The organism is Moritella sp. PE36, assembly GCF_000170855.1.
Taxonomy (GTDB): Bacteria; Pseudomonadota; Gammaproteobacteria; order Enterobacterales; family Moritellaceae; genus Moritella.
Window position 1 is genome coordinate 13,576 of the sequence record NZ_ABCQ01000042.1, and the last position, 26,350, is coordinate 39,925.

Sequence of the window (26,350 nt, forward strand, 5' to 3'; positions counted from 1 at the left end):
ATATCTTCATAACTTCCCCACGACGTACTAGTGTTTATTGAATCAGCCTATTTGTGTTTAATAAATCAAACAATTATGCATTAAGAATAGTGGTGTTATGGGGTATGGCAACTTACTAGCTCACTGCTTAAGCATCAAAGATTAAAGCACAGCAAGGGTTTAAATCATCGGTTATAATCTGTAAAGTACGCAGCATATTATAACGAGTGACTTTGCTCCCTGTGAGCAGCTAGAAATAAGAGTATTAAACTATGAATAACGAACTTGATATCATTGATAATTTAGCAGAACTAAAACGCTTTTTATTAAGCGTTGAACTGGGTGGTTTAGGCCTGCAAGGTGTTGCTGGCATAGGCATGGCAACAAATAACAAAGATGGCCGCCACTTTATCGCCGTATTTGATGATAACCAAAAACTACTGTTATCGCGTTATGTGACTGACGACGTTTATGAAAACGGCAAAGAAATGGTTCGTCACGGTGTGCAAACGCAACACTAATATCTTGCCATTCAAAGCATAGCGATTTATTACCGCACAGATCGAAGCGGGGTTGGGACGGATAGTTTAGACCCTGCTATTCTTTCTCTCATGCATGTATAAAGCCGATGAGCTCACTACCGTACACAATACCAACCACCTGACCTAGCATTTCGGTTATCAAGTGAATGACTCCTGCGAACGTTTAAACGTGACTATACGCTAATGATTCCGACTATAATTAAGTGGTTCAACAAGCTAATTCATTTAACGCAACTTTCATATATCGCTGAATATGTTCTTTCAAACACTTTGCTTTCGCACTTAATAACTTACCTGAGGGCCAAATCAAAAAAATATCTCTAGCAGGACCTTGCCAATCAGGTAATGGCATGAATAGTTGTTCACAGTGTAAATATTCAAGTACTTCACTTGGTGGCAATAATGCAATGCCATGGCCATCTTTAGCAAACTTACTTGCAATACTAATATCGTTTACTTTTAAAGAGGACTCAGGGTTAATTGTTTGTTTTAACTTGGATTTTGAGTGTTGGAATTTCCAAGTCGGCATATGAGAAACGGTTATACACTTATGATGTTTTAAATCCTCTAAACTATTTAATGGCGCTGACTTTGCTAAATATTTATGGGATGCGACTAATACACTAGGAATAGAGCCCACTTTAATTTGATACAAACTCGAATCTCTCTGGGGGCCGATCCTTAAGGCTATATCTGCATGCTCCTCCACCATATCTTTGTTATCGTTATTTAATTTTAAATTCAGCTGAATCTCAGGATGATCACCAATAAATTGTGACCACATTGGCTGAAGATAGCCGATAGAGATATTGGTGGGCGCCAATACGGTCAAGCTGCCTTCTAACGAATTGGCCTCAGAACTTAGTTCCTTCGATATCGATTCAAAACGCTCGACTAAATCAGTAAAGGATTCAAAATAAACCTGCCCTTCTGTCGTTAACCTAAACTGCCTCGCTGAACGGTGAATTAGCTTGCACCCTACTTTTTCCTCTAATTTTTTTAAACGACGTGTCACAGTCGCCGCAGGAATTTTCAGTTTTTTAGCAGCGCCTGCCAACCCCTGAGATTTCACTATATGGATGAATAATACGATATCGTCAATCATGATCTCATTAATGGAATTATTAATTGTGTTATTAACCATATAAAAAAATCATAAAATTATCTATTCTTTTCTGGTATTCAATATCACTCTAATAAGGATCATCATGACTATTTTATTCATTAATGCAGGATTGAAATTAACTAACAACTCTGACCGTTCATATACGATTGAACAATTACACAAGTTAGTGACAGAAACGGTTAAAGAAAAAGGATGTCAGCATTTTCAAATACTTGCGAACAAAGAAAATCCAAATAATTTCACGCTATGGGAACGTTGGGATAACGAAGATTACTTAAAATCCCACTTTGAAAAACCTCATACCAAGGCGTATTTAGCTAAGAAACTAACCGAGATCATGTACATCGAAAAACTAGAGGCTATGTAAGGATAAATATGGCAAAGAGAATTGTTTTCGGTATTCTGATGTCTTTGATGCTATCTAGTTTAATGACATTTTGGGTAACATGGGTAAATCTAGGTTTTGGTGTCAACTTTCTTCATAGCTGGGGAAAGTCCTTTATGTTAGCTTGGCCAGTTGCAGCGTTACTTTCTATCACTTTCGCTCCATTGGTTCATTCGTTTACATCCTCATTATTTGATAATAAACATTAATTTTTATAGGTAAACGATGCCCTAATTTAATGGATTAGGGTATTAAACTTGAACAGAATGGTAGCTGATTTGGACTATAACGACTTTGTACGTTCTATGGTTTACAACGATGGTAAAGGCCTGGAACCAGCGAGGTCGAAGTAACGTTACCTCTCCCCCGTTAACGCCTGATTGAATACCTTGGTTATTTGATCTGTGCAATATAGCCAGGTAAGCGCTCTTTATTCATCATGATTTTTGTTGATAACTGAGCTACTGCGGTATTCGTTTGTTCGATATTAACAGCAGAACCGACTTGAATAACCCCAACCATCCCAAGAGCCAAATGAGGAGTACAATTATAAATATAAACACCTTCATTTTTAAAATTAACGGTTTCTGTTTTACCCATTGGCGTATTAAACTTTTCAGCTCCTGTTGGAACGGAATAAGCACTCGCATTATGACTCGCATCCGAAGGCACAAATTTAACGCTGTCGCCTGAAGCGATTTTAAGATAGCCAGGTTCCATTACCATCATGCCATTAGCTGATGACGTTAGCAGTTTTACAGTATGCTCAGCGGCTTGCAATGCGGTACTACATGCCATTAATGCTACTACAGCAAGGATTTTTCGGTTAATCATATTAAAGAAACTCCAGTCATTAAATGTGATGAAAGATTAAAATATAGATATAAAAGCGCTTAAACATAGTTAAGGCTAATACGACCAACTCATTACGAATGATAATCATTATCAACTCAAAAGTAAAATACTGTATTGACGAATATGGAATTCCAATTACTCTAACGTTATACATAATATATACAAATGGGGGAATGCTTATACTTTATCATCGCGTGATTGACTGCTAGGATAAGTTCGTTGATAACATGTGGGTTTAGTATTTGTTAAAAGCAAAGGAGCTGTATTTGGAAAAATCAAAATTATGGATAAACCAGGCGTTACCCGGAGTAGAATTACTTTCAGCGAGTTATACCAAGTTTGAATTTTCAAAACATTGGCATGATGAATTAGCGATCGGCATTATCGAAGATGGAGCAGAAGGAGTATTTTATAAAGGTAATAACTTGTTGGTGCCAAAGCAGCATATCATCGCGATTAATCCCTCTGAAATTCATACTGGTTTTGCAGGTGCCCCCAAAGGCTGGCAATATCGTATGTTCTACTTTGACTTACCCACATTATACAAACAATTTAAAAATACTGACTTTCCAATAGATCCTATTATTGATAAACCTGTTATTGATGACCCTCGTTTATTTGATGAGCTTTTGCAATTGCACCAGTCGTTAGAATTATCGAGTTTCGATTTAACAAAAGAATCTTTATTAGCAACGACTTTAGAAAAACTTTTCACTACGTATGGCTCTGCAAAACCAATTGATAATACAAAAAAACTTGATATAAAAAGTGCCTACCTAGCCAGAGATTTCATTCATGATAACTGGGACAGAAATCCATCATTACTTGAGCTTGAGAGTATATCAGGTTGCACTAAATTCCAGCTGATTAGAAGCTTTAAAACCTTGTTTGGCATTACACCCCATCAGTTTTTATTGTTATTAAAAGCAAAAAAATCCAAACAATGCCTAACCAAAGGCATGAGTTGCGTTGACACATCTCTGGCCTGTGGATTTTATGATCAAAGCCATTTTAACCGAAACTTTAAACGTGCTTTTGGCGTGTCACCATCAAACTATATATGCCTATAATATTTAAGTGTCAATTTCGTACAAGATAACCTTTTATGGTTCGTTTAACCTGAACAATTATAATTATCGAGGTTAAGAATATGAGTTTATTTATTATATGGTTAAGTGCGATGTTCCCATTAGTTTTTAGTCCGGGACCTGCCAACATTGTTTTTGCTGCATCGGGCGCTAGAGTAGGCGTAAAACGTTCTATCCCATTAATTATGGGTGTCGATACAGTATTCATCATTAAATCGATTATCGTTGGTTATGGCCTTGGGGAAGTGGTTCAAGCTTACCCAAATATAATGAATGTAGTGCAAATTGTAGGAGCTCTCTACCTTACCTTTTTAGCATATAAATTCGTCCGAAGCAGTGCAACAAAATCGCAAAATTCAACACAACATTTAGGCTTTATTGATGGTTTACTAATACAAGTATTGAACAGTAAAGGTTGGTTAATGGTTTTCTTAATGTTCACGCTTTTTACAGAGCAAGCTCAGCTAACTTTTGGCGAACACGGTATTTTAGTATTAGTTATATGGTTGGCAATGCTAAACATTTCAATACACTTTGTTTGGGTAAAACTAGGTGTATTGTTAGCGAATATATCGAGCAATAAAACCTATGAACAAGCACTAAACATTTTCTACGCAAGTTGTTTGCTAGTTGTATCAGGTTGGTTAATTATAGATAATCAGATTTGGTCTCAATTGATTTAGTACATATAAGGATAAGCACAACAAGGGGTTAAATCAGCAATTATAATCTATAAAATACGCATCATATTATAACGAGTGACTTTGATCCCTGTTAGCTGGTAGGAATAAAGAGTGCTAAAATGAATAACGAACACGATGTCATTGATAATTTAGCAAAACTTGAGCATATTTACCGTACAGATCGCAACGGAGTGGGAACGGATAGTTTAGACCCTGTTATCCCCCTTCTTTAATACCTATATCAAACAGCTAGGCCTATGAACTCACTACATCTAAAAGCACTTTTATTAGCCATTGAAACAGGTTCTATTTCTGCTGCAGCCCGTAAGCTTGGCAAGAAACAACCGCAAGTGAGTCAATGGATCTCCGATCTAGAGATCGATCTTGGCGTGACCTTTTTTGATCGCTCGGGTAATAAAACCACGTTAAGTACAGCGGGACAACGTTTATTGCCTAGCCTGACGCATACTTTAAGTCAGCTGGATATGTTGCTGCAAAGTGCTGACATGATCGCGCAAGGTGAACCAACGGTGCTAACCATTGGTATTGAAAACTATATTCCTGAGCAGACCTTTACGCAACCGTTAGCATTAACACTGGATTTACCCAATTTAAGTGTCGAAGTATATCGCGACGAAATTGAGCAACTAACGCAAGACTTACGTGACGGCAATGTCGATATCATCATCACCCATGAATCGGACACCCTGCACCACCAGCAATTCGAATATTGCCGCTTAGGCCATTACCAAGACGTGTTGGCATCAAGTCCTTCTCACCCACTTGCTGCGTTATCGATAGTGACAACTCGTGATTTAAGCCAATACCGAGAGCTGATATTGGGCGAGATTAATGAACACAGCGACGGGTTTAGTCCTCGTTACGCCATGTTCTCTGACATTCAGCCACTTATCGCGATGTTAAAACACCATAAAGGTTTCGCATTTTTACCCGCAGAATATGTAAAGAGTGATATCGAAAACAGCCAACTCGTTAAACTAAACTGTGATTTTGAACCCGCAGGTATTATCCGCAGAGTTGAATTATGTTGGCGTAATGGCTTAACTTTATCTGAACAAGGTAGTCAGGTGATAACCGCCTTTAAGAAGACGCATCAACTATCAGTCTGAATACCTTATTACACCGACTATTAACACAAGCGATTAAAACACGCTTGCAGACGCGACTACTCTTCCGCGTCGAAAACGATATTCCCTTGTAACACTGTCATCAGGATTTGAGTTTTAGCAATGGCATCGTGAGACAAACGAGTGATATCTTGTTCTAAAATAGCAAAGTCAGCCGACTTCCCCACCGTAATCGAGCCAGTAATATCACTGATACCCAAGCTATCGGCGGCATTTATAGTGTAAGCATCAATGGCAGCATAGACATCCGGCAAACCTGTTTCACCCATTTTCAAGCTATTGGCGATACCGACTAATGGATTGATATCATGCACATTCCAATCACTGCTTAAGGTAACATTCGCCCCTGTATCAAAGATAGGTTTAAGGTTCATCATCGAATGTGTACGTTCTTTCCCTAAAAAGGCTTCTGCCCAGTGATGATCATGTTCTGCCACATAGTCAGACCCAACTTGAAAGTCAGCCGTTACATCCAATTTTTCAAATCGAGGCACATCTTTTGGATTAACCAATTCAACATGCGTTAAGGTATACGGTTTTTTAGAGCCTTGATTACGGGCATATTCAATGGCATTCAACGACTCGCGAACCGCGCCATCACCAATCGCATGAATATGGGCGCTATAACCCAGCTTATCCAACGCCGCTAACCAACCTTGCATCTTTTTTGGTTCAATGTAATTAATGCCGAACGGTTCGTCTGGAATGTAAGTATCATCATACGGTGCCAGTATTTTTGCCGTGCCATTAATGAAAATACCATCACTGTACATCTTCACTTGATCCACCAGCAACAAGCGTGACTTATCACTTGATTGAATGGTTTTTAAAAATGCCAATTGTGGCGGCATTGAGTCAGCCGGATAGATCCACGGACGCAGTGATACACGCGCGGTTAAATCACCTTCTTGTTCTGCTTGCTGCCATACGTCATACCAACCACGTTTCCAATAAAGTCGACCATCACCAATCGTGGTAATACCATGGGCAGCAGCTTCTTCAAGCCCGTTCATTAAGCCGTCATAACTTTGGTTAAATTGGTTTTCTAAACTGTTCCACGCCATCTCCATGATAATGTCACCGGCGTTATCAAACAGAATGCCATTAAGTTCACCACTCTCTTCATCCTTGAGGATCTTACCACCTTGCGGTTCAGGCGAGTTTTTGGTGATACCAGCCAGTTTTAACGCCGCAGAATTCACCCACATTGAATGTGACGTCTGTTCCATTAGCACTACGGGTTGCGTTGGAAATATACGGTCAATGACTTCCAGTGGCGTGTAGCGGTTATCGTCCGCCAGTACGGCATCTAGCGAAAAGCCATAACCCATTAACCAGCCGTTAGAGTTAGAATTTAAGGTAGCGTTTAAACGGCACGTTTTTAAATAAGTGATTTGTTCTTCAAGGGACGCATCCATATCCAATTCACAGTTGCCACCGACTTCTGATGCAGCCTCGAATACATGGTTGTGGTTATCAATAAAACCAGGCATGACAATCGCTTGTTCAAGATCGATTACTTCGGTATTTTTAGCGCGGTAGGCATTTACATCGGCAACTTTACCGACAAACATAATATTGCCATCACGCACTGCGATTGCATTGGCATTATCGTGACCGTAAATTTTAGCGTTGGTAAAGATCATATCGGCATGTTTGCTGTTGTATATCTCCGCAGCCAATGTGTAAGGGCTCATTATTAGACTCGCTATTATTGCTAAAGGGTAAATTTTATTCATCGTTGTTTCCTTTCATGCCCTACCGTTTGTCTTAGTATAGAAAGTTAATATAGGGCTTGGTACGTTGTGTTGAATAAAGTCTACTGCAGCGAGAAATTAAAAGAAAAATAGTGAGTATAAGGATATTGGGATATGCTGAGGTAAGTCTTTGCTCTGTGCAGCTTAAATTTATCTTCCGACTCTAAACAAGGATATGTGATGACGAATATCAACATTCAATACTTTAAACACCCTTATGCAGAATTTGTACTTGGCTCGTATGAAGGGCAACTTTGTTTGTGTGATTTTCGCTATCGGAAAATGAGAGAGTCAGTTGATAACCGTATTCAGCGGGGCCTTAATGCTACCTTTGTCGAAAAAAATGACGACGTTTTAGAACAAACAAAAGCCCAACTAGAAGAGTATTTCCTTGGTGAACGCAGTGTGTTTGATATTCCGCTGCTATTGGTCGGCACTGATTTTCAGAAGTCGATATGGCATGCACTCGAGGGGATAAAGTACGGTGAAACGGCGACATATTTAGATTTAGCCTTATCCATTGGCAATGAAAATGCAGTCAGGGCGGTTGGCAATGCCAATGGCGCGAATGGATTGGCGATAATCATTCCTTGCCATCGTATTATAGGTAGCCAAGGTGAGCTAGTCGGTTACGGTGGTGGTTTGTCATTAAAGAAACGTCTATTAGAGTTAGAGCAAAACCTATTTATCTAATACGTTTGCTATTCACTCATTAATTGCGCCACTCGTGCTTGTAAATGCGGGATCACATCTAGTTCAAACCAAGGGTTTTTCTTCAACCAAATATTGTTACGTGGGCTAGGATGCGGCAGTGGTAATCGTTCTGGCCAATTTTTTTGCCAATAGTCTCGCCAGTTTTTTACTGTTTCGGTGAGGTTTTTCTGCTTTACGTCACCCATATGCCATTTCTGCGCATAAATACCAATAACCAGTATCAGTTCAATGTTCGGCATTGCAGCTAGTATTTCCGCTCTCCATGTTTTAGCGCATTCGGGTCTTGGTGGCAGGTCGCCCGACTTCCCCGTTCCTGGATAACAAAAGCCCATCGGCAAAATGGCTATTTTAGTCGCATCATAAAATGTGTCTTTATCAATGCCCATCCATTGACGTAAACGATCACCACTTGGGTCGGTAAACGGTATACCCGATTTATGCACGCGAATACCAGGCGCCTGCCCTGCTATCAGTATTTTAGCTTTCTTATCGGCTTGCAACACAGGTCTAGCGCCCAGCGGAAGGTCTGGTTCACACAAGGTGCATTTTCGTACATCAGAAACGATTGTATCGAGAATACTATTTTTCATACTGTCGTTTTCCTCATACGGTACTCCGTATAACAAGCAAATTAATCAGGACAAAAAACAGTTTACTGCTTTCGTTTGTAACGTGTAGATAAGGTTCTTTCTAGTTCGGTTATTAACAGGGGTTTAAGGATAAAGTCATCCATACCTACAGCGACACAATTTTTTCTATCTTCCTTTGATATATTAGCTGTCATGGCAACAATAATGGGTCGAGCTTGGCCGTAACGTTTTACTATGTCTTTTGTTGCAGTCAACCCGTCCATTTCTGGCATTTGCAAATCCATGAAAATAATACTATATTCTGAATTATTTAAGGCCTTTAACGCTTCAAGACCGTTCACAGCAACATCACATTCAAAACCCAATTTAGATAGCATCATTTTTACGATGGTCTGATTTATGCGTCCATCTTCAACAACCAGTATTTTATGATTAGGGTTGATGGTATTTGTTAACTCATTTTCTGAATCTACTTGAACACGAGATGCCTTAGGGTTTTGAGTGGTTTTTAATGGTATAGATAAGAGGAAGGCAGTACCTTTTAGTTCTTCGCTTTCCACACTAATGGTACCATTCATCGCTTTGGTAAGGTTAGCTGAAATAGCGAGGCCGAGCCCCGTGCCTCCGAACGTTCTACTCATTGAATTATCGGCTTGAGTAAAAGGTTGAAATAGATTTTTTTGGGCTATTTTACTAATACCAATACCTGTATCTTTTACAATTATATTAACTTGATAGAAAGAGGTCGCTGTTTCTTCAAAATTCACTATTATGTTAATTTCACCTACTTGAGTGAATTTAACCGCGTTATGTACTAGGTTACTTAATATTTGTTTTATTCTTTCTACATCCCCCTTAAATATAACTGGCGTTGAATTATCAAAAGCAGTGGTTATGCTCAGCCCTTTGAGGTGCGCCGCAGCAGAGAACCTTTTAACCACATCTTCCACAGACTCAATGACGTTAAAATCAACTTCATTCAACGCCACCTTACCGGTTTCTAATTGGCTATAATCTAATATGTCATTAAGTATTGTTATTAAGTCGTCACTGCGATTGGTTATTGTGTCAAGCATTTCTACTTGTTGATTATTAAGCGGCGTATCTTTTAGTAACTGAACGATGCCTAGAATACCATTCATTGGAGTTCTAATTTCATGGGATATTGTGGCTAAAAAAAGTGACTTTAGCTTATTGGATTCTTCTAAAATCGCTTTTTCATTTTGTAATTTTCTGTTTTTAAGTTCGTTTTTTTTAGTTTCTAACAGTTTTTTTAGCGATGTACAAAATAGCTCTAACACAATTGAAATTTGGGAGGGGAATCGCTCAGACCGTTGTAAGAAAAGAATCAACTTAGCATTCTCATTGTCTTTATATAACACGTCGTAAAATAGGTAATAGTCGTTATCAGATAACGAAATAGGCATGTTTTGCGTATATTCCACAATAGGTAGTTTCGTTAACGATTCGAAGTCATGCTTTGTATTCTCGTTGTTTAAAACGAGGTTAAGGTGACTTTTTGTGGATTTATCAAGGATAAGACAAAGATCAAAATCGATAATCCACATCAATTTATCAACCGATTGACTTATTATTTGATTAGCGTCTAGAGAAGGGGCAATACTGTCTTCAGCCATCGCATTTGTTAGTTCAATTAAAGACACTAATTGGTGAGTATCAATTAGGTTATTAGACATTAAGTAAATTTACTACTTTTTGGTCAACGTCAATCATCATACCTTGCGCCAGTGTATTCGAGTAATTTACCAAACTAACCAGAGCCATCAATTCAAATATTTGGCTTTTAGTTAGCCCTGCATCGAGGAGAGTCTGATGGTCCAATTCAACAATTAATCCTGGATTTATAGCCATTTTTCTAGAAAACTCAATGGAAAGTTTAACCCTTTTGGGGTTTAAGTTAGTTTCTTTTTTTAATACTTTTTGAATGTCACCTTCGTTTAAATTAAGAAACTTACACATTGCGGTATGAATATCGGTGCAATAGCTACAGTTGTTTTCATTTGAAACAGCAATAAATACAAGTTCCTTCAATGCCCGAGGTAATTCACCTTCCACTAAAATACTTTTTAGCATATTCCATGTCACGTCTAATACAATAATGTTGTAGTGGCCAAGTACCTTGAAATAATCGACAAGTCCTTCATTGCCTAAACACTCGAATATATCGTCATAAATTTTTTTAACAGGTTCAGGAGCATCTTCATATTCCAAAAAACTATACATACTAAGACCTAATTTAAGAAGTTACTGTAATTATTGTAGTCAACTATTCTGGCACTGGGGGGATTTGATCTTTTAATACCTTGAAATCTATTGCTTTCAACTCTATTAGTGATAAAACTTATCTCGTAACACAAGCGTTAATAGCTCAACTATATTATCAGAGTCTACAAAAAATCTATCCCTCAGTGTTTGTAAAATCCCCCTTGCAATTGAGCAAGTTGAAAATGATTGAAAAAACCATAGATTCTACTTATCCGATTCGTCAGTTTCAGGTATTTTTGCGTAATAGTAATAAACGTGTTATTAAGCGTTAAACGAAAAATAAACGAGTATCATGTTTGAATTAAAAACCATCGCACTTTTCTTCATTACAGCTATTGCTGAAATCATTGGCTGTTACTTACCTTATCTTTGGCTTAAGCAAGATAAGAGTATATTACTGCTGATCCCTGCTGCAGCAAGCCTAGCGCTGTTTGCATGGCTGCTGTCACTGCACCCCGAAGCGGCAGGCCGTGTGTATGCGGCATATGGTGGTGTCTACATTTTCGTGGCCATACTATGGCTCTGGGGAGTTGATGGTATTAAACCAACGATGTGGGATATGATTGGCGCTTCAATAGCGCTTGTTGGTATGGCTATTATTATGTTCGCACCAAGGGCCTCGTAACCAGAGTTTGCCTTAAAAAAGCCAAGATCCACTTGGTGATGAGCTTATCATCGGCTTGATAGCTGAGTGACGCCATCGCTGAGTTGATCGTATCAGCAGGAATAATATCGCGACGCTGATCCATCAGTACTGCAGAATATTGCGCAGTAAACTCCGGGTGTCCTTGTAAACCAAGAAAATGAGCATCCACTTGGAACATACTATAAGGGCAGAAATTATTGCTCATCAATACGGTTGCACGACGGGGTAATTTACAGACTTGATCTTGATGACAAACGACGATCGCGATATTATCTTGCTTCGGCTGCATCCAGCTTGGCTCAACTAACACATTAGCATGAGCAATACCGACTCCCCAACCAAGTGGGCATTTTTCAACTTCCCCGCCCAGTGCTTTCGCGATGAGTTGATGACCAAAGCAAATACCGACCAAGCCTTTACCCTTGGTATAAAGCGCACGAATAAAGTCCTCCAGTTCGCGGATCCAAGGATCCTCATCGTTAACCCCCCATTTACTACCACTGCAAATGTAAGCGTCACATTCATCAATATGTTGTGGAAACTGACCATCAATCACCAGATAAAAACGAAGTTCTAATGCTTCATCAATTTTCTGGAATAGCGCCTCAAACATAGCGGCATAATTACCAAAATCAGACTGCAAACTACTTCGTACATCGTCACATTGTAGAATACCGAGTTTCATCACCTTACCTCCATATTACGGTTATTGGTGCGGTTATTGGTGCGGTTATTTATGTAATTACCCCCCGATTAAACTAATCGAGGGGTTTTTATTAACAACTTCATTTTGGCTACTAACCAGTAGTCAGAGTTTGCCTTAAAAATGCCAAAATCCACTTGGTGGTAAGCATATCATCTGCTTGATAATTGAGTGAATCCATTGCCGAGTCGATAGTATCGACAGGGATCCTATCGCGGCGTATATCCATAAGTGCCGCAGAATATTGCGCACTAAACTCAGGATGTCCTTGTAAGCCAAGAAAATGAGAATCAACTTGGAACATGCTATAAGGACAAAAATCATTGCCCATCAACACTTGTGCGCCAAGAGGTAGCTTGCAGATCTGATCTTGATGGCTAACGACGAGCGCGATATTATCTTGCTGCGGTTGCATCCAAGTTCGCTCGGCTAGCAAATTAGAGTGAGCCACACCTACCCCCCAGCCAAGTGGGCTTTTTTCTACTTCACCACCGAGAGCTTTGGCAATTAGCTGATGGCCAAAACAAATACCGACAAAGCCTTTACCCGCAGCATAAAGCTCACGAATAAAGTCTTCCAGTTGGCGGATCCAAGGTTGCTCATCGTTAACCCCCCATTTACTGCCACTGCTGATGTAAGCATCACATTCGTCAACATGTTGTGGAAAATGACCATCAATCACAGGATAAAAATGAAGTTCTAATGCTTCACCCGTTTGCTTGAATAGCGCCTCAAACATAGCGGGATAATCACCAAAATCGGGCTGTAAACTGTTTTGTACATGGTCACATTGTAGAATACCTAATTTCATAACCTTGCCTCCATTGATGCGGTTATTGCTATCATTTACAGTTCACCGTATACCGCAGACTGGAAAATAGCGGCGTATTGCTGCGCATCAAATGCAATTGGATTACCGCCTGCAGATGGATCCTGTTCAGCCATTGCACCGATTTCGGTTACGCGTTCAGCGTCAATGCCAATCGCGCTTAAGGCATGCGGAATATCAAGTTGTTGGCGTAGCGTTAATACCCAATTTAAGAAACTGTCAAAGCCAGCATCTTCCAGCTCTAGGTAACTGCTTAAGCGGGTTAACTTCGCCTCAATGGCACTACGATTGGCCTTTAATACATAAGGCATTAAGATAGCGTTCAATAAACCATGATGACTATCGTAAAGCGCACCGATAGGATGAGCGAGCGCATGCATACCGCCAAGACCACGTTGGAAAGCGGTTGAACCCATAGTCGAAGCGGTCATCATTTGGGCCCTTGCTTCGAGATCGTTACCATCTTTAACTGCACGCGGTAAATACTCTTTAATCAGACGAATCGATTCCAAGGCAATGCCTTCCGCCATAGGATGATAGTAATTAGCACAATACGCTTCTAAGGCGTGAGATAATGCATCCATCCCAGTGGCAGCGGTTAACTTAGCGGGTAAACCGACGCTGAGCTGTGGATCTAAAATCACGATAGCAGGTAACATATTAGGATGAAAAATAATGCGCTTAATGTGATTTTCATGATCCGTGATCACCGAGGCGCGCCCCACCTCAGACCCTGTGCCTGATGTTGTTGGCACCGCGACAACAGGTGCCATTCCCTCAGTGCGTACGTTTAACCAGTTGTCGCCCACATCTTCAAAATCCCAAATAGGCAGTTCTTGTCCAACCATCAAGGCCACAGCTTTAGCAGCATCAAGTGCAGATCCGCCACCAAATGCGATGACACCATCATGCTCGCCTCGCCAGTAGGCACTGACCCCGTCGGTGACATTTTCACCTGTTGGGTTACCTTTAATCTGTGAAAAAATATTGCATCTTAAACCTGCTTGTTTGCAGCTGGCTAACGCGGCTTGCACCATAGGTAAGTCAGCTAGACCTGGATCGGTAATTAATAAAGGCGATGTCATGCCCAATTCTTGGCAAGTAGCCGGTAAATCTTGAATGCGGCCAATACCTGCACGAATGGCAGTGGGATAATTCCAATTAGCAGTAAATTGATTAAGTTCCATTTTATCTCCCTCTCACTAAAGCTTAATGTGGAATGATTTTGGTCGTGTTAGTGACTCATAACCTAATGCTGATAAAGTACAGCCTCGTCCAGAGTTCTTAACCCCCGTCCAGGCCAGCGCGGGATCGAGGTAGTCACAACGATTAACAAAAAAAGTCCCTGTTTCTAATTGCTCGCCAATAGCGACTGCGGTGTCGATATCTTGAGTAAATACCGATGCAGTGAGACCAAACTCAGAATCATTCATTAACGAAATTGCTTCTTCATCACTGTCGACTTTCATAATGCCAACGACAGGACCAAAACTTTCTTCAGTCATGACCCGCATTTGGTGGTTAACATTGGTTAATAGTTGCGGGGCCAGATAAGGCGTTCCGACTTCATCCAGCGGAAAATCAGCTGCATCTATATGCGCAATAGCCCCTTTCGAAATTGCATCTTGTATTTGCGAACGCACAAAATCAGCCGCAGACGCTTTTACAACTGGCCCTAATGTGGTGCTCTCATCATCAGAACGACCAAGCTGATAACCTTTAACGATTTCGACAGACTTACGTACAAATTCGTCAAACACACTGCTATCTACATAGATACGTTCGATACCACAGCAAGATTGTCCAGAATTGAAAAATGCACCATCAATACACGTGGCTACCGCATTATCAATATCGGCATCAGCACGAACATAAGCTGGATCTTTACCACCGAGCTCTAAACCGACGCCAATAAAACGTCCGCTGCTGGCTCTTTCAACCATAGCACCACCCGCCACTGACCCAGTGAAAGCCACGTAATCAATGCGACTATCCTTGATTACCGCTTCCGTATCGGCATGGCTTAGATGTAAATATTGGAATACGCCATCCGGTAAACCGGCTTTTTGAAAGGCATTGAATAATTGCTCTGCGCATAATGGCGTCTGTGCGGAATGTTTCAATACCACACTGTTCCCCGCCATGATCGCAGGCATAATGGCATTGATAGCCGTTAAATAAGGATAATTCCACGGTGCTACAACAAAAGCAGACCCTACTGCTTCGCGTTTAATGTAACGCTGGAAGCCTGTTTTTTCTGGCAGTAAAATACTCGCCAAGGCATCATCCGCAGCGTCGATCATGTAACGTGCACGCTCAACTAAACCTGCGACTTCACCGCGGGCATATTGAATCGGCCGTCCCATCATCCAGCATAATTCATGCGCAATTTCATCTTCATTTGCCATAAAGACATCAACCATTTTATGGCAAATCGCAGCACGTTCTTTCAGAACAACCTGACGCCAATTAGCTTGGGCTGTAACCGCCTTCTGTAAGGTATTATTAATCTCTTCACTGCTGGCTAGATGACGCTCAACGTAGATAGAGTTATCTATTGGTGAACGTGTTTGTTGTATATGGCTTGTGATATTCATTATCGGTATGCTCCCTAGATGATCTCAAAATAACGTTCTAATTCCCAATCTGACACGTGTTTTCTAAATTCACGTTCTTCCCACTCACGGGTAGCGGCATAATGCTGAACAAATTCATGGCCGAATAATTCTTTAGCGACTTCAGAACGTTTTAATTTACGCGCAGCATCAAACAGTGTGCGTGGTAGCGATAGCGCTTCGGGATGGTCTTGATCATACGCATTACCTTTCACTTGCGCGTATGGTTCTAGTTTCTGCTCTATGCCCATCAGACCAGACGCTAATGCCGCAGCGAGTGCAAGATAAGGGTTAGCATCGGCAGAGCCTAGGCGGTACTCAATACGCTGTGATTTCTCCGACCCCGGAATAACCCGCAGTGCTGTGGTACGGTTTTCTACGCCCCAAGTGGCATCGAGCGGTGCCCATAACCCCGGGACCATGCGGCTATAACTATTTACTGTTGGTGCGATCATCGCTAAAAACTCAGGCATGTATTTTTGTTGCCCAGCAAGAAAGTGACGTTGCGTATCACTCATGTTGTACGCATTATTGGGATCGTGGAACACTGCCTTGCCGTTTTTGTCTTTTAAAGAAATATGAATGTGACCACTTTGTCCCGGCCAATCGCTTGACCATTTCGCCATGAAGGTGGCCATCAATCCATTGCGTTGTGCCCAAACTTTAATAAAAGTTTTGAATAATGCAGCCTTATCTGCCGCCTCTTTCGCGCCATCATGAGCGATCGCAGCTTCTAATACACCAGGTCCAGTTTCGGTGTGCAACCCCTCTATTGGGAAGTCCATCTCTTCACCTAGAGCCATGATTTGATGATGTAAATCGGCGTGTACTGAATTACGGAGCATAGAGTAGCCAAAGAAACCTGGGGTAAGTGGCGTTAGATTTTTATAGCCTTTTTCTCGCACTGATTCAGGCGTTTCTTTAAACATGAAAAATTCATATTCGAATGCGGCGGTGACATCAAAGCCCATACGGTCGGCACGCTCTAATACGCGGCGTAACGTGCCCCGAGGACAAACCGCTTCGGCATGGTCGCTAAACTCGGCAATGAATAACAACATATCGCCTTCGGCAGGCAGATTACGACAAGTCTCAGGTAAAATGCGTACGGGTGCATCGGGATAACCAGTATGCCAACCCGTGAATTCCACATTATCGTAAAGCTGATCTTTTGAATCCCAGCCTAAAACCACATCACAAAAGGCAAAACCACTATCGAGAGAAGAGAAGAATTTCTCTTTACTCATATACTTACCACGCATGATACCGTCGGCATCAAACAGGCCCACTTTTACATGGCTTAGACCACGTTGTTCGATAATATGTTTTGCATCGGCAACGGTCTTTACTTCTCTTGGGTTGAGCATAATACATCCTTATATTACAGAGCCTATTTCGGCTATGTTTAATAGTGACGAACAATCGTGACAAGCAGTCGAGACAGATTATTCGTCTGATAATAAAAGTTTAGCTTAGTTCAGACTCCGCCTGCGCAATCGCGGCAAACTCTTCGTCAGGCACTTTACCGACAAGGTGATGGCGGCTGTAGAAAGCAAAGTATGCAACTAAAATTGCGTAGAAGATCCCAGCCCACATCGCAGCTTCGAGGCTCACAAGGAAAGTACTCGCAAATGCTACGATTGATAAAATAAACGCAATACCTGTCGTAAATATGCCACCAGGAGTACGGTAAGGACGCTCTAAATTAGGCTCTTTGAAACGTAAGATAATGTGGGACAGCATCATTAGCGCGTAAGAAATTGTTGCCCCAAATACTGCCATGGTGATCATCAGATCGCCTTCGCCAGTTAGCGAAAGTAAGAAGCCGATAATACCCGGAATGATCAATGCCATTGTTGGTACTTTACGTTCACCCGTTATCGATAAGAAACGGGGTAAGTAACCAGCACGAGATAAAGCGAATACTTGACGCGAATAGGCATAGATGATCGAGAAGAAACTCGCGATTAGACCAAATAACCCGACGATATTAACGAAAGTAGCAATCGATGAATTCTCACCATATACAACTTGTAGAGCACCAACTAAAGGCGCGCCGTGATCTTTCATCATTTCAGAACCAGCAACACCCGGTGCTAAAAATAATACGCCAAACGCGAAGATTAATAAGATAACCATCGCTGTGATAATACCGCGTGGCATATCACGTCCCGGATTAGTGGTTTCTTCTGCAGCGAGTGGCACACCTTCAACAGCAAGAAATAACCAGATTGCAAATGGAATAGCACTCCAAATACCGATATAACCTTCTGGTAGGAAAGGCGTTGCGCCAGCCGCTTCTGTATTGACGGCGATATCAAGTAAGTTGTTAACATCGAAATGTGGAATAAGACCGAGTGCAAAAACCAATAATGCAATCACTGCAACACCGGTAATACACATCATGATTTTCAGTGCTTCACCCGCGCCAAGTAAGTGAATACCGATGAAGGCAATATAACATCCGGCATAAACCAGTGGACCATCAATACCGAAAATCGAGTTGACATAAGCGCCAATGAATACTGCAATCGCCGCTGGAGCAATCGAGTATTCTAATAAGATAGCTGTTCCCGTTAAGAAACCGCCCCAAGGACCCATAGCACGACGAGCAAAACTATAACCACCGCCTGCAGTTGGTAAGGATGAAGAGAGCTCAGCTAAACCAAACACCATAAAAGTGTACATGATGCCCATTAATACAGTAGCAATCAGCATACCGCCAAAACCACCTTGAGCAAGGCCAAAGTTCCAACCAGCAAAATCGCCAGAGATAACATATGACACCCCTAAACTAGCGAGTAAGACCCAACCTGCTACGCCTTTTTTCAGTTGTCGATTATCGAGATAATCGGCAGAGACCTCATTGTAAGTAACTACCCCAGATTCATTATTATTTGACATTTCATTTCCTTATTGAGCATCTAGTTTCGATAAATATTTATAAAACTACTTCATCATTACATCCTTGATGAGGCCATCTACTTGGCCTGAGTAAGATACTAAGAAGTAAAATAGAAAGGTGCAAACACAATAAAATTTGCCAAGGTGGGAAGAATTAGAAAAACTAATACTAGTGATTTTATGAGGTGTAGAGCCTGTTATCGCTATGGCTTAGAAAGAAGTTTCAGAGCTGAACTCGTGAATCAATGACAGTTTTAGGCCTCGAGATAACGTGGTGATAAAATATATAAGGCCATAGAAGATAAATAATGAATAGCTTGAACTGCATTAGCCAATATGAATCTGCTCATCTAGCCAAGGCAAATGCTGGTGGATGAAACAGTTAAAGTCTTGGTTGAGGATGTTGCGGCTGTCTTTAGCGATAATTTCAGGTAGCTCCCATAACTTATTGTTACGAGCAACCAAGGTAATGTTGCGATAGAGAGGTTCTTGTGGCAAAGGTAAACACGTAATGCTAGCCATATCTATACCGGTATTAAATAAGCTAAGTGGCGTCGTGATGCTCCAGCCTAAGCCAGCTGAAACCGAGGATAGAATGGCAAAGGTATTGTCTAGGCGTAGGCTGATTTGCGGTTCCAGCGAGATACGTTTCAAATAGTTTTCAATGCGAATACCGATCAATGAGGCCGCAGTATAACGAATGAAGCCAAAGTTTTTTAACGACTTAAGTAAATGCTTATCATCGATAGGTTGATCTTTGGGCAGCACTAGAATAAAGGGTTCTCGTAAGATGGGGAAACGCATTAATTCAGGATAACCTTCCATGGCATCATCGGAAATAATCATATCAACGTGACGCGCTAACAATGCATTAGCATGGCGATGAGATAACCCACTGTGGATAGACCAAGTGTGAGTATATTTTTTCAATGTTGTCACCAGAGAAGAGCTGAGCGGATTAACCAGTGAATCAACCATGGCAATATTAACGTGATTAAGATGATTGAAGTGAGTTTGGCGCATATCTTGGCTGGTTTTTTCCGCCTGCTTTAAAATCTGCTGCGCACGATCATAGAGAAACCGTCCTGCAGTTGTCACTTCAATAGGCCTTACCGTACGATCTAATAACAGGGCTTCTAAAGAACGCTCTAAATTGGCTAGGTTTTGTGATACTGCAGACTGGGTAGTCCCGAGTTTCTCAGCTGCAAGCGTCATGTTACCAGCATCAACAGTAGACACAAAAATCTCTAGTGACTTCAAATCAAAACCAAAGTTGCCAATCATCATACTTTCCTTGTTATGTGGTGACTATTTTTATTATATTTTATACCTGAATTATGAGGTTATAATAAGACATTGATTTTTTGTTAGTTATTAATTGTTTAGTCGGTTTTTTAATGCCAAAAATGCCCATGGGTTAATAAAAATGAAAAAACAAGATAAAACACTGGATAATAATTTACGGCTGGCTTCAGCTTCGAAGACCTCACCACACTTTGAGAAAATGTTGATGGTTGAGCGATGAGTAGGTGTTACGTCAGATGAAAACTGAAGTACTTAGTGATGCTTGAGCATAATACTAAAAAATGTACTGAATAAAAGGCAAAAAAAATGGCGAACCCACAAAGGTTCACCATTCTTTAATATTTGTTCAGCTCATATCAGAACTGAATACATAGCAAACTAGATAGCTACGATGTTTTCTGCATTCGGGCCTTTTTGACCTTCGCCTACAGTGAATTCTACTTTTTGGCCTTCAACTAAAGTTTTGAAACCTTCGCTAGCGATTGCGCTGAAATGTGCGAATACATCTGGGCCATTTTCTTGCTCGATGAAACCAAAACCTTTAGCTTCGTTAAACCACTTAACTGTACCTTGAACTTTAGACATAATAATACCTGTATTTTAATTTGATTTGCCTTAATAGGCTTGAATAGCGTACAAAAAACTGGAACTTAAAAACTACAGAGCGAGGTATTATGAATAAAACAACGAAATGGAGAATGTAAACAAAAGGCTTTCTTGCTGAGGCACACTCTATAGAATCTAAAATAAAAGTCAAAGGTATTCATGAAATAAAATGCTAACCGCTGTAAAGATACGCTTGCAGTTAAGCGTTTATGCTAAATTTTAAGTTGACCAAGCAATTATTTATCTATTTAAGACAAGTAATTGCAGTATTAATGAGTGCTGCCTTTTGGCGTCATATTAAAATGACGCTTAAATTCACGACTGAACTGCGAAGAACTGGAATACCCCACTAATCTTGCGGCGTCACTCACTCGCAAGCCTTCGAGTTGGATCAGCTCTTTGGCTTTATTTAAACGCACTTTCTTTAAATATTGCAGTGGTGATTCTAAAGTCACTTTGCGAAATGCTAAATGGAATGCAGAGACACTCATGTTAGCTTCTTCTGCTAGATATTGAACCGTGAGTCCTTCTGAATAATTTTGGTGCATTTTAGTCAGGACTTTCGCCACCCTTGCGTATTGCCCATCGTGATGTGCTAAATCAAACAGTACATGCCCTTCTGATCCGACAAGTGCTCGATACACGATTTCCATTACCAATGACTCTCCCAGCATTTTAGTATCAAGGTCAGAATGTAATGCCACCATTAAACGCTTACAACTGTCTAGCATAGGTGTGGCCATTTTGACTGAGCTTAATCCGCATGTTTCTTGTTTACTTCTCGGTGCATGCTCAAAAAACGCGGCTTCCAATTCATTCACCAAACGGTGTAACAACGTTGAATCCACATTAATGTTTAAGCCTAACAATGGCACGCCATTCTCAGGTAAAGCTGCACATTCCAATGGCATGGGCACACCAACCACCAGATAGTCTTCAGGCCCATAATGCACTGGCTGATTACCTATGTGTATATGCTTGCGACCTTGTCCCATGACGATTATTCCCGACTGGTACACAAAAGGCTGACGCTGATTGCCTTGGCTGCTGCGATAAAACCACACCCCAGGAATAGCGGTTTCTTTCATGCCTTCCAACTCATTAAGATCATACTTATCCGCATATATTTGCATCAAATCGCCAAGAGAATTCATAGTAGTCCTTAAAACATCAAGTCATCACCTATTTATTAAAATACGCAACATTAGAGTAATAGGCAATAAAAATGGAGGAAATCGCCTTTTTTAATACTATTTAAAATAGTAATATGCACTTATTGAACAAATACAAATCAAAGGACATACAATGAAATTCTCTTATGTTAACCCAACTCAAATCCATTTTGGCCAAGGTCAAATTGAGACTATCGCAACGTCTATCCCAAAAGATAAAAAAGTGCTTGTGATTTACGGTGGTGGGTCTATTAAGAAAAATGGCGTTTATGACCAAGTTTCTGACGCACTGAAAGAGCACACATGGACAGAATTTCCCGGTGTTGAAGCAAACCCGACAGTAGAAACCCTAGACAAAGCAGTTGTTATCGCCAAAGAACAAGCAATTGATTACATTCTTGCTGTGGGTGGTGGTTCTGTCATTGATGGTGCAAAATACGTAGCAGCAGCAGCTAAGTACGACGGTGATGGTTGGGATATTTTGATTGGCAAACACCAAGTAACGGATGCGATCCCGCTTGGCGCAATTCTGACATTGCCAGCAACAGGTTCTGAATCAAATTCAGGTTCTGTTATTACTCAAAAAGCAACGCAAACTAAACTGCCATTTATGTCTCCGGCTGTGCAACCTAAGTTTGCTGTACTTGATCCAGATTCAATGAAAACATTGCCAGAGCGTCAATTAGTGAATGGTATTGTCGATGCATGGGTACACGTTTGTGAGCAATATCTAACACAACCAACGGGTGCGATGGTTCAAGACGGTTATGCTGAAGCATTACTTAAAAACTTACTAAAATTAGCTGAGCAATACGGTGAACGAGATAACAACGAATGGCGTTCGAACCTGATGTGGACAGCAAACCAAGCACTAAATGGCTTAATTGGTTCTGGCGTAACGCATGACTGGGCAACGCACATGATTGGTCATGAATTAACAGCCTTATACAATGTTGATCATGCACGTTCATTATCGATCATCCAACCATCTCTACTGCGTAATCAAATTGCAACAAAACGCGCTAAACTAGAACAATTAGGGTCTAATGTATTTGGCTTAGCAGCTTCTTCGGATCTCGCTGAACGTACGATTGTAGAAATAGAAAATTTCTACCGCAGCGTACAACTACCAACAGAATTAACGGAACACGGCGATGATAAAGCTGCCGCGATTGATACCATCATCAAACAGCTTAAAACTCACGGCATGGTTGCGCTAGGTGAAAACCAAGCGATTACCCTGGAAGTTTCTCGTCAAATATTAGAAGATGCAGTGAAGTAATAACCACCCTCGATAAAAACGCGTTCTAATAGCAAAAGCCAATACCATTAATCTGGTATTGGCTTTTTGGGTTGTAGATTGCTAACGCGCACTTGAGCCCTTTAAATTACCCCATCTATGCTCCTATCTATGTTCCTGTCTATGCTCAAAATACGGCTGTTCCTATCGGAGAACAAGCGCTGGTACTTCCCTGCTCGCATATTTTATAGTCATGAGAACCGCCGCCTTTAGCAGCGAGATTATCGATGTAGACATTGTTGTTATCAACCGTTGCTACGACTTCAGCATCGCGGACGATATCGACCATGACCGTACCTGCCCCCGTCCAACTCAGTTCCACCTGCTTTACACCTTTCACCTTAAATGTGCGAACAATAGAGACTGAAATAGCTGGCGCAGCAGGTGTGGTTCCCGACGCTACGTTAGAGCACTCACCGTTTTCGCCTGCGCCGTTGAAGGCCTTAGCCCAGTACCAATAAGTGCTGTTAGATACCACTGTGGTATCAACATATTCAACAAGTCCTTCTGTTCCACTACTGGTTCCGATAATGTCGACGACTGTGCCAGCATTGCAATCATTTGCAGGGTTTGAAGACGCTCGCCAGATACCAAAGCCGAGCTCGTCATTAGCATTGTCCACAAACTCAATCGTAACAGCCCCCGACGTTGTACTAGCCACTGTCATGCTAGACGGTGCGAGTGGAGGGGAACCTGGCTCGGTATATGAGGTGAGCACAATATGATCAACGTAAACGCTGTCTACAGATTCGCCATTAGATTGCGAGGAATCTTCCACCTCGATACGGATCGGACCTGAGACGCCAGCTGGAAACGCGAACGTTTTCGCCGGTCCTTGTGCAACGTTGTCGACGGTGAACATCAAGTATCGCGTCGTACCACCATCCAGGGAGTAATAGAACTGGGCACCCTCATTGCCAGATATCCAGGCATCAATGGACGCGATTACGCCACCAGCACCGCCAAATACATCAAATATCCAGGCGTGTTTATAAGATTGTTTGCGACGGTGTTTAGGTCCGCCTGAGTGTTCTTCTGTGATAGTTTGGAAGGAACCGCCTGCAACATGTGTCGTTGCGAAGGTCCCAGTTACCGTACCTTTGATAAAAACATCGCCATCAGCGATATCTTCAATAGTTTGCGGCAATGCTTCGGTGGTGCTAGACGCAACGTTTGAATACCATGAGCCACCAGCACTGTTTTCGGCCCGAACTTGGTAAAAGTAAGCGGTCTCTGGGAGCAGCCCATTGTGTGTGAATGAAGTCGTGTTGGCCGATAAGCTGGCAATATCAGACCAATTAACACCATCGAGTGAAGACTGCAGGATAAAACTACTCTCATTGCCTGAGTTGTCCGTCCACGATAAGTCGATCATGTCAGCGCCAGTAGCGACAACACCTAACAGACTCGGTGCTGTCGGCGGCGTTTGGCTGGACAAGGTACGGAAGCCTGCAATATAACTGGCCGACTCATTGAGTACGCGTGCGTTGAAAGCGCCTTTTGCTGGATTTAGATCCGGATCTACCCCCTGGGGAACGCCAAGATAGTTTACATTGGGATTAGAAATTCGCCCGACCCGCGGTGCACCTACGCACGAGTATGAAAGAACGGTTCGATAGTAGGGCGAACCTAAGTCATCCCCAGAACCGTCATTGCATCGACGATAGCCGTAGTTGTATACGCCAGAGCTGCCACCGCCAACGGTAGTTCTGTCGTGATGAGCCCCTTGGTTATGACCTATTTCGTGTGCCATCGTTCGATTCCCTACAAGGCAGGGCTCGTCGGTGACGTTAAAGGAGGTAGAGGCGCTAGAGCCAAGATAACCGATACCACAGCCTTCTCCGTCATAAACGAGCGACACTATGTCTGCACCTAACTGGTCGCGCAACAAGTGAATTTCGTCCATTTCACCGTCTGATGCTCCGCGGAGGTCTGATAGAGCCTGACTTGCATCACTTTCGATATACTCGGTCAACGTGGTGCCCACTAGATTCATGGTGATGTTGATGCCACTGCCCGAGTAAGCCGTGTTGATGTCGGCCACCGCAGTCACTATGTCGGCCTCGAGCTGGGAGCATCCTCCCGCAGCGGTGCAAGCGGCCTGTGTATAAACGACCAACAGGTCTTGGACGGTATTACCGTCTGCTGGCGTAATGTCTGATGCGGTTGGAATAGCACCGCCTTCAGGAAGATCGCTAGCATCATCCATCGGTAATTTTTTCATATCGAGTCGCAATAATCGGCTTTGGCGTGCTGGTCCGATGCTAATACGGTAAAACTCAGCACCGCGTTGAATGAAGCCAGAAAATTCGTTACCGCGCACAGTCACAATCACCGTATCTCCCGGATTTCCGTTGAGGTGGCCGATCCACACGAACTGACCCGCTTTGTGACGCTCTACCCGCTCACGCACTGCAATAACCTCACTGCCGAATAGGTCAATTCGCATGGAAGCCTGCTTTAATGCACGCCGATTCACGCGCACAGATTGGGCTGCAACTGCATGTTCAGGTAATGCCACAGAGTTTGGAACGCCTATCTGTTCAAACAAATTTTCCTGAGCGACAGCGGGTACTTGTAAAAATAAGCCGAAAAATATGAGAACCAATATCCCATTAAGACGAAGATCTTGGATATGCATTTAACGCCACCTTTGTTGTAAAGTTAAAGCCTGTTCATCTAAGCTAAAACAGGCGGATAATATCATTATTCGATGTTTCGACCGCAGCCGGAGTTAGTGTCTAAAGCTTATTCCCAACAGAGATATAAGGCGATTTCGACATACATTGGAGATTATATCCATCGTAATTGATTCCATTGCCTCGCTATTGAACATAACTTTATCGTTATATTTGGTGTATACAACTTGTTAGCCTAACGTTAAGTTAAGGCTAGTCTAAATATCTTGTTTAATGAGCCACGCTATCATTACCACTGGCGTAAGTACCGGTACTTGGGCGAACATTGGTTATTCGATCAGCGATACATCGCATTCATTAACCGTGTGCGTTGATATTAAACAGTGCGCAAATTTTGATTGAATTCATATATGTAAACCATTAAAGTTACGACGTTTTAATAACTCAGCCAGCAAGAGGAATACTCAAAATGGAAAAG

25 protein-coding genes and 1 pseudogene are annotated in these 26,350 nt (G+C 41.7%); 9 read left to right on the forward strand and 17 right to left on the reverse strand.

All coding sequences use genetic code 11. The features are described from left to right. The first annotated feature begins 251 nt into the window (after positions 1-251). Entirely contained in the window at positions 252-500 is a 249-nt protein-coding gene (locus tag PE36_RS17895; protein ID WP_006033470.1) for a hypothetical protein, read from the forward strand. Positions 501-729: 229 nt separating this feature from the next. On the opposite strand, the gene PE36_RS17900 is transcribed toward PE36_RS17895, so the two are convergent. Continuing rightward, positions 730-1,626: a LysR family transcriptional regulator gene (locus PE36_RS17900; protein ID WP_043994744.1), complete on the reverse strand. Its 897-nt coding sequence runs from the start codon at positions 1,624-1,626 to the stop codon at positions 730-732. A gap of 103 nt (positions 1,627-1,729) precedes the next feature. Between PE36_RS17900 and PE36_RS17905 the strand changes: the two genes are divergently transcribed. Continuing rightward, positions 1,730-2,014 carry a putative quinol monooxygenase gene (locus PE36_RS17905; protein WP_006033472.1) on the forward strand — a complete coding sequence of 95 codons (285 nt, stop codon included), beginning with the start codon at positions 1,730-1,732 and terminating at the stop codon, positions 2,012-2,014. A 47-nt stretch (positions 2,015-2,061) separates the two neighbouring features. Continuing rightward, complete coding sequence (locus tag PE36_RS17910) at positions 2,062-2,241, forward strand: DUF2798 domain-containing protein (RefSeq protein ID WP_255348866.1); 180 nt, start codon at positions 2,062-2,064, stop codon at positions 2,239-2,241. 184 nt (positions 2,242-2,425) lie between these two features. On the opposite strand, the gene PE36_RS17915 is transcribed toward PE36_RS17910, so the two are convergent. Then, entirely contained in the window at positions 2,426-2,866 is a 441-nt protein-coding gene (locus tag PE36_RS17915; protein ID WP_006033474.1) for a pseudoazurin, read from the reverse strand. 287 nt (positions 2,867-3,153) lie between these two features. Here PE36_RS17915 and PE36_RS17920 point away from each other — a divergent pair, with 287 nt between their 5' ends. The 3 genes from PE36_RS17920 to PE36_RS17930 all read left to right on the forward strand — a co-directional run bounded on the left by PE36_RS17920 (position 3,154) and on the right by PE36_RS17930 (position 5,788). Continuing rightward, positions 3,154-3,957, forward strand: coding sequence for an AraC family transcriptional regulator (locus PE36_RS17920; RefSeq protein ID WP_043994738.1), 804 nt, complete (start codon positions 3,154-3,156; stop codon positions 3,955-3,957). 80 nt (positions 3,958-4,037) lie between these two features. Further along, the gene (locus tag PE36_RS17925) at positions 4,038-4,658 is read left to right on the forward strand and encodes a LysE family translocator (protein ID WP_006033476.1); all 621 of its coding nucleotides are present in this window, start codon (positions 4,038-4,040) and stop codon (positions 4,656-4,658) included. A gap of 257 nt (positions 4,659-4,915) precedes the next feature. Then, positions 4,916-5,788, forward strand: coding sequence for a LysR family transcriptional regulator (locus PE36_RS17930; RefSeq protein WP_006033477.1), 873 nt, complete (start codon positions 4,916-4,918; stop codon positions 5,786-5,788). A gap of 56 nt (positions 5,789-5,844) precedes the next feature. On the opposite strand, the gene PE36_RS17935 is transcribed toward PE36_RS17930, so the two are convergent. Next, positions 5,845-7,545 carry an amidohydrolase gene (locus PE36_RS17935; protein ID WP_043994740.1) on the reverse strand — a complete coding sequence of 567 codons (1,701 nt, stop codon included), beginning with the start codon at positions 7,543-7,545 and terminating at the stop codon, positions 5,845-5,847. A gap of 198 nt (positions 7,546-7,743) precedes the next feature. On the opposite strand from PE36_RS17935, the gene PE36_RS17940 reads away from it, so the two are divergent. After that, positions 7,744-8,256, forward strand: coding sequence for a methylated-DNA--[protein]-cysteine S-methyltransferase (locus PE36_RS17940; protein ID WP_006033479.1), 513 nt, complete (start codon positions 7,744-7,746; stop codon positions 8,254-8,256). Between the two features lie 8 nt (positions 8,257-8,264). Here PE36_RS17940 and PE36_RS17945 read toward each other — a convergent pair whose 3' ends face one another. The 3 genes from PE36_RS17945 to PE36_RS17955 form a co-directional block, all read right to left on the reverse strand. Further along, positions 8,265-8,867, reverse strand: coding sequence for a uracil-DNA glycosylase family protein (locus tag PE36_RS17945; protein ID WP_006033480.1), 603 nt, complete (start codon positions 8,865-8,867; stop codon positions 8,265-8,267). Between the two features lie 62 nt (positions 8,868-8,929). After that, positions 8,930-10,564, reverse strand: a complete 1,635-nt coding sequence (locus PE36_RS17950) for an ATP-binding protein (RefSeq protein ID WP_006033481.1) — start codon at positions 10,562-10,564, stop codon at positions 8,930-8,932. Further along, positions 10,557-11,111 (reverse strand): carboxymuconolactone decarboxylase family protein, encoded by a 555-nt coding sequence (locus PE36_RS17955; RefSeq protein ID WP_006033482.1) that lies wholly within the window; start codon positions 11,109-11,111, stop codon positions 10,557-10,559. The genes PE36_RS17950 and PE36_RS17955 overlap by 8 nt, the downstream gene beginning before the upstream one ends. Positions 11,112-11,445: 334 nt before the next feature. Between PE36_RS17955 and PE36_RS17960 the strand changes: the two genes are divergently transcribed. Beyond that, the gene (locus PE36_RS17960) at positions 11,446-11,778 is read left to right on the forward strand and encodes a YnfA family protein (protein WP_006033483.1); all 333 of its coding nucleotides are present in this window, start codon (positions 11,446-11,448) and stop codon (positions 11,776-11,778) included. Here the strand turns inward: PE36_RS17960 and PE36_RS17965 are convergent. From PE36_RS17965 to PE36_RS18005, 9 genes are all read right to left on the reverse strand, one after another. Continuing rightward, positions 11,753-12,484, reverse strand: coding sequence for a GMP synthase (locus tag PE36_RS17965; RefSeq protein ID WP_006033484.1), 732 nt, complete (start codon positions 12,482-12,484; stop codon positions 11,753-11,755). The two genes, PE36_RS17960 and PE36_RS17965, sit on opposite strands and share 26 nt — an antisense overlap. A 112-nt stretch (positions 12,485-12,596) precedes the next feature. Continuing rightward, positions 12,597-13,313 (reverse strand): GMP synthase, encoded by a 717-nt coding sequence (locus PE36_RS17970; RefSeq protein WP_006033485.1) that lies wholly within the window; start codon positions 13,311-13,313, stop codon positions 12,597-12,599. A 35-nt stretch (positions 13,314-13,348) separates the two neighbouring features. Further along, on the reverse strand, positions 13,349-14,518 hold the full coding sequence (locus PE36_RS17975) for an iron-containing alcohol dehydrogenase (protein ID WP_006033486.1): 1,170 nt from the start codon (positions 14,516-14,518) through the stop codon (positions 13,349-13,351). A 15-nt stretch (positions 14,519-14,533) separates the two neighbouring features. After that, positions 14,534-15,928, reverse strand: a complete 1,395-nt coding sequence (locus PE36_RS17980) for an aldehyde dehydrogenase family protein (protein WP_006033487.1) — start codon at positions 15,926-15,928, stop codon at positions 14,534-14,536. A gap of 14 nt (positions 15,929-15,942) precedes the next feature. Further along, complete coding sequence (locus tag PE36_RS17985) at positions 15,943-17,313, reverse strand: glutamine synthetase family protein (protein WP_006033488.1); 1,371 nt, start codon at positions 17,311-17,313, stop codon at positions 15,943-15,945. A gap of 100 nt (positions 17,314-17,413) precedes the next feature. Next, complete coding sequence (gene eat, locus PE36_RS17990) at positions 17,414-18,850, reverse strand: ethanolamine permease (RefSeq protein WP_006033489.1); 1,437 nt, start codon at positions 18,848-18,850, stop codon at positions 17,414-17,416. 327 nt (positions 18,851-19,177) lie between these two features. After that, complete coding sequence (locus PE36_RS17995; RefSeq protein WP_006033490.1) at positions 19,178-20,137, reverse strand: LysR family transcriptional regulator; 960 nt, start codon at positions 20,135-20,137, stop codon at positions 19,178-19,180. Positions 20,138-20,533: 396 nt separating this feature from the next. Then, positions 20,534-20,740, reverse strand: coding sequence for a cold-shock protein (locus tag PE36_RS18000; RefSeq protein ID WP_006033491.1), 207 nt, complete (start codon positions 20,738-20,740; stop codon positions 20,534-20,536). A 290-nt stretch (positions 20,741-21,030) separates the two neighbouring features. Further along, a complete protein-coding gene (locus PE36_RS18005) occupies positions 21,031-21,915 on the reverse strand; it encodes an AraC family transcriptional regulator N-terminal domain-containing protein (RefSeq protein WP_006033492.1) in 885 nt (294 codons plus the stop codon). Between the two features lie 151 nt (positions 21,916-22,066). Between PE36_RS18005 and PE36_RS18010 the strand changes: the two genes are divergently transcribed. Next, a complete protein-coding gene (locus tag PE36_RS18010) occupies positions 22,067-23,215 on the forward strand; it encodes an iron-containing alcohol dehydrogenase (RefSeq protein ID WP_006033493.1) in 1,149 nt (382 codons plus the stop codon). A 145-nt stretch (positions 23,216-23,360) separates the two neighbouring features. On the opposite strand, the gene PE36_RS24780 is transcribed toward PE36_RS18010, so the two are convergent. Together PE36_RS24780 and PE36_RS25045 are read right to left on the reverse strand one after the other, a co-directional pair. Next, the gene (locus tag PE36_RS24780) at positions 23,361-24,671 is read right to left on the reverse strand and encodes a fibronectin type III domain-containing protein (protein WP_232286606.1); all 1,311 of its coding nucleotides are present in this window, start codon (positions 24,669-24,671) and stop codon (positions 23,361-23,363) included. Positions 24,672-24,881: 210 nt separating this feature from the next. Next, positions 24,882-25,874, reverse strand: a pseudogene (locus PE36_RS25045) (zinc-dependent metalloprotease family protein); the annotation flags it as partial. Positions 25,875-26,350: the final 476 nt, after the last annotated feature.

Excerpts from the sequence above, each read along its gene's own strand:
- PE36_RS17930 (WP_006033477.1), top strand. The coding sequence starts at position 4,916 with ATGAACTCACTACATCTAAAAGCACTTTTATTAGCCATTGAAACAGGT.
- PE36_RS17915 (WP_006033474.1), bottom strand. The coding sequence starts at position 2,866 with ATGATTAACCGAAAAATCCTTGCTGTAGTAGCATTAATGGCATGTAGT.
- PE36_RS17940 (WP_006033479.1), top strand. The coding sequence starts at position 7,744 with ATGACGAATATCAACATTCAATACTTTAAACACCCTTATGCAGAATTT.
- PE36_RS17995 (WP_006033490.1), bottom strand. The coding sequence starts at position 20,137 with ATGATGATTGGCAACTTTGGTTTTGATTTGAAGTCACTAGAGATTTTT.
- PE36_RS17955 (WP_006033482.1), bottom strand. The coding sequence starts at position 11,111 with ATGTATAGTTTTTTGGAATATGAAGATGCTCCTGAACCTGTTAAAAAA.
- PE36_RS17950 (WP_006033481.1), bottom strand. The coding sequence starts at position 10,564 with ATGTCTAATAACCTAATTGATACTCACCAATTAGTGTCTTTAATTGAA.
- PE36_RS17965 (WP_006033484.1), bottom strand. The coding sequence starts at position 12,484 with ATGAAACTCGGTATTCTACAATGTGACGATGTACGAAGTAGTTTGCAG.
- PE36_RS17980 (WP_006033487.1), bottom strand. The coding sequence starts at position 15,928 with ATGAATATCACAAGCCATATACAACAAACACGTTCACCAATAGATAAC.
- eat (WP_006033489.1), bottom strand. The coding sequence starts at position 18,850 with ATGTCAAATAATAATGAATCTGGGGTAGTTACTTACAATGAGGTCTCT.
- PE36_RS17935 (WP_043994740.1), bottom strand. The coding sequence starts at position 7,545 with ATGAATAAAATTTACCCTTTAGCAATAATAGCGAGTCTAATAATGAGC.
- PE36_RS17960 (WP_006033483.1), top strand. The coding sequence starts at position 11,446 with ATGTTTGAATTAAAAACCATCGCACTTTTCTTCATTACAGCTATTGCT.
- PE36_RS17925 (WP_006033476.1), top strand. The coding sequence starts at position 4,038 with ATGAGTTTATTTATTATATGGTTAAGTGCGATGTTCCCATTAGTTTTT.
- PE36_RS17895 (WP_006033470.1), top strand. The coding sequence starts at position 252 with ATGAATAACGAACTTGATATCATTGATAATTTAGCAGAACTAAAACGC.
- PE36_RS17985 (WP_006033488.1), bottom strand. The coding sequence starts at position 17,313 with ATGCTCAACCCAAGAGAAGTAAAGACCGTTGCCGATGCAAAACATATT.
- PE36_RS18010 (WP_006033493.1), top strand. The coding sequence starts at position 22,067 with ATGAAATTCTCTTATGTTAACCCAACTCAAATCCATTTTGGCCAAGGT.
- PE36_RS17910 (WP_255348866.1), top strand. The coding sequence starts at position 2,062 with ATGCTATCTAGTTTAATGACATTTTGGGTAACATGGGTAAATCTAGGT.
- PE36_RS17975 (WP_006033486.1), bottom strand. The coding sequence starts at position 14,518 with ATGGAACTTAATCAATTTACTGCTAATTGGAATTATCCCACTGCCATT.
- PE36_RS18005 (WP_006033492.1), bottom strand. The coding sequence starts at position 21,915 with ATGAATTCTCTTGGCGATTTGATGCAAATATATGCGGATAAGTATGAT.
- PE36_RS17970 (WP_006033485.1), bottom strand. The coding sequence starts at position 13,313 with ATGAAATTAGGTATTCTACAATGTGACCATGTACAAAACAGTTTACAG.
- PE36_RS17900 (WP_043994744.1), bottom strand. The coding sequence starts at position 1,626 with ATGATTGACGATATCGTATTATTCATCCATATAGTGAAATCTCAGGGG.
- PE36_RS17905 (WP_006033472.1), top strand. The coding sequence starts at position 1,730 with ATGACTATTTTATTCATTAATGCAGGATTGAAATTAACTAACAACTCT.
- PE36_RS18000 (WP_006033491.1), bottom strand. The coding sequence starts at position 20,740 with ATGTCTAAAGTTCAAGGTACAGTTAAGTGGTTTAACGAAGCTAAAGGT.
- PE36_RS17945 (WP_006033480.1), bottom strand. The coding sequence starts at position 8,867 with ATGAAAAATAGTATTCTCGATACAATCGTTTCTGATGTACGAAAATGC.